General features: G+C 40.6%; 2 protein-coding genes. Both read left to right on the top strand.

Translation table 11 applies throughout. From position 1 onward, the window contains the following. Positions 1 to 329: hypothetical protein (locus A3729_RS33325; RefSeq protein ID WP_197475982.1), on the top strand; the 329-nt coding region annotated here is incomplete at its 5' end. 76 nt (positions 330 to 405) lie between these two features. Further along, on the top strand, positions 406 to 989 hold a 584-nt coding region (locus A3729_RS22040; RefSeq protein WP_197475981.1), incomplete at its 3' end, for an AAA family ATPase.

Raw genomic sequence — 989 nt, 5'->3', positions numbered from 1 at the left:
GGTCTTGCTCACTACTATCTTATTTTAGGGCTACTGGCAGACCTGAGTTTGCAACCGCTGAGGAAATTGAAAAGGCTCCATGGTTAAAACGGTGGGGGTGGTATATTGAATCGAAGAACTATTCTAGAGATTTTGGTAGTAGGTGGTGGGAATTTGATCTAGAACGAAACCGTCTCGCTAATGAATTTAACGAACTATATCCTCAAATACCTGTTACGAAGGCTGGTGGATTTAATTTGAAGTCAATAAATTATGGTAGCGATAAGTTAGAGCTTAGTCCTGAGTTCGGGCGGTTTTTGATTGATAAGATTGATGTGGCTGTTAAGTAAGTATCTGATTTGGCCGTACACAATCTAAACCCGTATGGTAATATCAATGAATGCATTTAGCTCTTAAGAGAGCATTTTGACCAATGGAAGTACTCGCAATATCCAGTTTGCGATAGTTAGCAGGGATACCATGTTACTAAAAACAATTACCATTTCTGGCTACAAAAGCATTTCCTGTGACTATCCTCAAACAATTGAGTTTGAACCAGAGCTTACAGCTTTTATAGGCCATAATGGAACAGGAAAAAGTGCCGCGTTAGAAGCGCTAAATAAACTATTCTCAATCGATCACTCATTGCGTGGAATATCTCCTTCTGATTTTCATGTTGCGGATGACGCAGAGCCCAATACACAAAGGGACTTAAGTATAGAGGCAATCTTTACCCTTACTAATGCAGATGGGAACCCATCGGTTCCTCCCTTAATTAATGGACTTACTGTTTCTAGCTCCACCGGCGAAGTTATATTTAGGGTTCGATTAGAAGCAAGTCTGAACTTTGATTACAGTCCTTTAGGTGATGTCGACGAGAGTATTTGGGTTATTGATGGAGACATGGAAGATCCAGATGAAGAGAATAAACATCGTCTGTCTGCAACGCAAAGGAACGCAATTCAGGTCAATTACATTCCCGCCAATCGCGACCCTTTAGTCCAATTGAA

This window comes from Oleiphilus sp. HI0043 (assembly GCF_001634935.1).
The sequence above is the reverse complement of the archived record's forward strand: the minus strand, read 5'-3'. Positions and strand labels throughout refer to the sequence as shown.